Raw genomic sequence first — 3,054 nt, forward strand, 5'->3', positions numbered from 1 at the left:
GGTTGGCGGGGGCGACCGGCGCGGATGCTGCGAGGCAAGCCCGGGTATCTCAGCCCGTCCGGCGTTTGAGGACAAGGCCCGTTCAGGGCCGGAGCGGGGGTCTGGGGGCGGCAGCCCCCGGCAGACGCCCAGCTGGCCGGCGGGGTTTCTCCCTGCCGGCCAGCTGGACTGCACGCACTACCTACCGCTTAGCCGCGCGGCTTCTCCCGCATCTCGTACGTCGCGATGACGTCGTCGACCTTGATGTCGTTGAAGTTGCCGAGGTTGATACCACCCTCGAACCCTTCGCGGATCTCGGTGACGTCGTCCTTGAAGCGACGCAGACCGGAGATGGTGAGGCTCTCCGCGATGACCTTGCCATCGCGCAGCAACCGCGCCTTGGTGTTGCGCTTGACCTCGCCGGAGCGGACCAGCACACCGGCGATGTTGCCCAGCTTGGACGAGCGGAAGACCTCGCGGATCTCCGCCGTACCCAGCTCGACCTCTTCGTACTCCGGCTTGAGCATGCCCTTGAGGGCTGCCTCGATCTCCTCGATGGCCTGGTAGATCACCGAGTAGTAGCGGACGTCGACGCCCTCGCGCTCGGCCATCTGCGCCGCTCGGCCCGCTGCGCGGACGTTGAAGCCGATGACGATCGCGTCGGAGCCGGTCGCCAGGTCGATGTCCGACTCGGTGACCGCACCCACGCCGCGGTGCAGGACGCGGATGTCGACCTCTTCGCCGACGTCGAGCTGGAGCAGCGAGGACTCGAGAGCCTCCACCGAACCGGACGCGTCGCCCTTGATGATGAGGTTGAGTTCCTGCACCAGACCGGCCTTGAGCGCCTCGTCCAGGTTCTCCAGGGAGAACCGGACTCCACGCCGGGCGAAGTTGGCGTTGCGCTCGCGCGCCGCCCGCTTCTCGGCGATCTGACGTGCCGTACGGTCCTCGTCGACGACCAGGAAGTTGTCGCCTGCGCCCGGGACGTTGGTGAGACCCAGGACCAGGACGGGAGTCGACGGAGTCGCTTCCTCGACGTTGTTGCCGTTGTCGTCGAGCATCGCCCGGACGCGGCCGTAAGCGTCGCCGACCACCATCGTGTCGCCGATGCGCAGCGTGCCGCGCTGGACCAGGACCGTCGAGACGGCACCGCGGCCACGGTCGAGGTGGGACTCGATCGCAATACCCTGCGCGTCCTGCTCCGGGTTGGCCCGCAGGTCGAGCGAGGCGTCCGCGGTGAGGACCACGGCCTCCAGGAGAGCCTCGATGTTGAGGCCCTGCTTGGCGGAGATGTCGACGAACATCGTGTCGCCGCCGTACTCCTCGGCCACCAGACCGAACTCGGTCAGCTGACCACGGACCTTGGTCGGGTCCGCGCCCTCGACGTCGATCTTGTTGACCGCGACCACGATCGGCACGTCGGCCGCCTTGGCGTGGTTCAGCGCCTCGATCGTCTGGGGCATCACACCGTCGTTGGCCGCCACCACGAGGATCGCGATGTCGGTCGACTTGGCACCACGGGCACGCATGGCGGTGAACGCCTCGTGACCCGGGGTGTCGATGAAGGTGATCTTGCGCTCTTCGCCGTTGACCTCGGTCGCGACCTGGTACGCACCGATGTGCTGCGTGATGCCACCGGCCTCGCCCGCGACGACGTTCGTCTTGCGGATGGTGTCGAGGAGGCGGGTCTTACCGTGGTCGACGTGACCCATGACGGTCACGACCGGCGGACGCGCGACGAGGAACTCCTCGCCACCCTCGTCCTCACCGAACTCGATGTCGAAGGACTCGAGCAGCTCGCGGTCCTCCTCCTCGGGGCTGACGATCTCGAGGACGAAGTTCATCTCGTCCGCGAGGAGCTTCAGCGTCTCGTCGGAGACGGACTGCGTGGCAGTGACCATCTCGCCGAGGTTCATCATCACGCCGACGAGCGACGCCGGGTTGGCGCCGATCTTCTCGGCGAAGTCGGTGAGGGACGCACCACGCGACAGGCGGACGGACTGTCCGTTGCCGCGCGGAAGCATCACGCCGCCGACCGACGGGGCCTGCATGGCCTCGTACTCCTGGCGCCTCTGCCGCTTCGACTTGCGACCACGACGCGCGGGACCACCGGGACGACCGAAGGCGCCCTGCGTGCCACCACGGCCACCCGGACCACCGGGACGGCCACCGAAGCCGGGACGACCGCCGCCGCCACCGCCGGGACCACCGGGACGGCCGGCGAAACCGCCGCCACCGCCACCACCGGGACCGGCCGGACGACCGGCGAAACCGCCACCGCCGCCACCGGGACGACCGGCGAAACCGCCGCCACCGCCACCGGGACGACCGCCGCCGCCACCGCCGGGACCACCCGGACGACCGCCACCGCCACCGGGACCGCGGCCACCAGGGCCACCGCCGGGACGCGGGGTGCCCGCAGCGGGACGCTGCGGCATCATGCCGGGGTTGGGACGGTTGCTGCCGGGACCGCCACCGGGACGCGGAGCGCCACCGGGACCACCCTGCGGACGAGGCATGCCGCCCGGACTCGGACGCCCGCCGCCCGCTTCCTGCGGACGGGGAGCGCCACCCTGGCCGCCGCCCGCACCCTGCGGACGCGGAGCGCCGGCACCGGGAGCGCCACCGGGGCCACCCTGGCCGCCGGGACGCGGAGCGCCCTGCGGACGGGGCGCCTGGGGACGCGCCATGCCGGTGGAGCCACCGGACGTGAAGGGGTTGTTGCCCGGACGCGGACCGGACGGACGGGCACCGCCGGGACGCGGAGCGCCCTGGCCACCCGGACGCGAGGCGCCCGGACGCTCACCGCGGCCCTGGCCACGGTCCTGACCGCGGTCCTGACCGCGGTCCTGGCCCGGTCCCCGGTCCTGACCGGGACCCGAGGGACGGGCACCGGGACGCGGGGCGCCGGGACGGGCACCGGTGGTGGGACGCGGCGCCTGTGCGGCGGCCGGCGTGACCGGTGCCGACGGCGGAGCGGTGAACTCCGGCGTGGTGGGTGCCGCTCGCGTCCTGCCCGGTCACCGGCGGGATCGTGCTGGCGCCCGCCTCCTTCATCGCGTCGATGGCCGCGCC

Annotated in this window: 1 pseudogene; it reads right to left on the minus strand. The window is 71.7% G+C overall.

The features are described from left to right. Positions 1–188: 188 nt before the first annotated feature. A pseudogene (gene infB, locus ACWCRB_RS49535) lies at positions 189–2,987 on the minus strand (translation initiation factor IF-2); the annotation flags it as partial. Positions 2,988–3,054: the final 67 nt, after the last annotated feature.

The sequence above is a fragment of the Streptomyces sp. NPDC002156 genome, assembly GCF_053593675.1.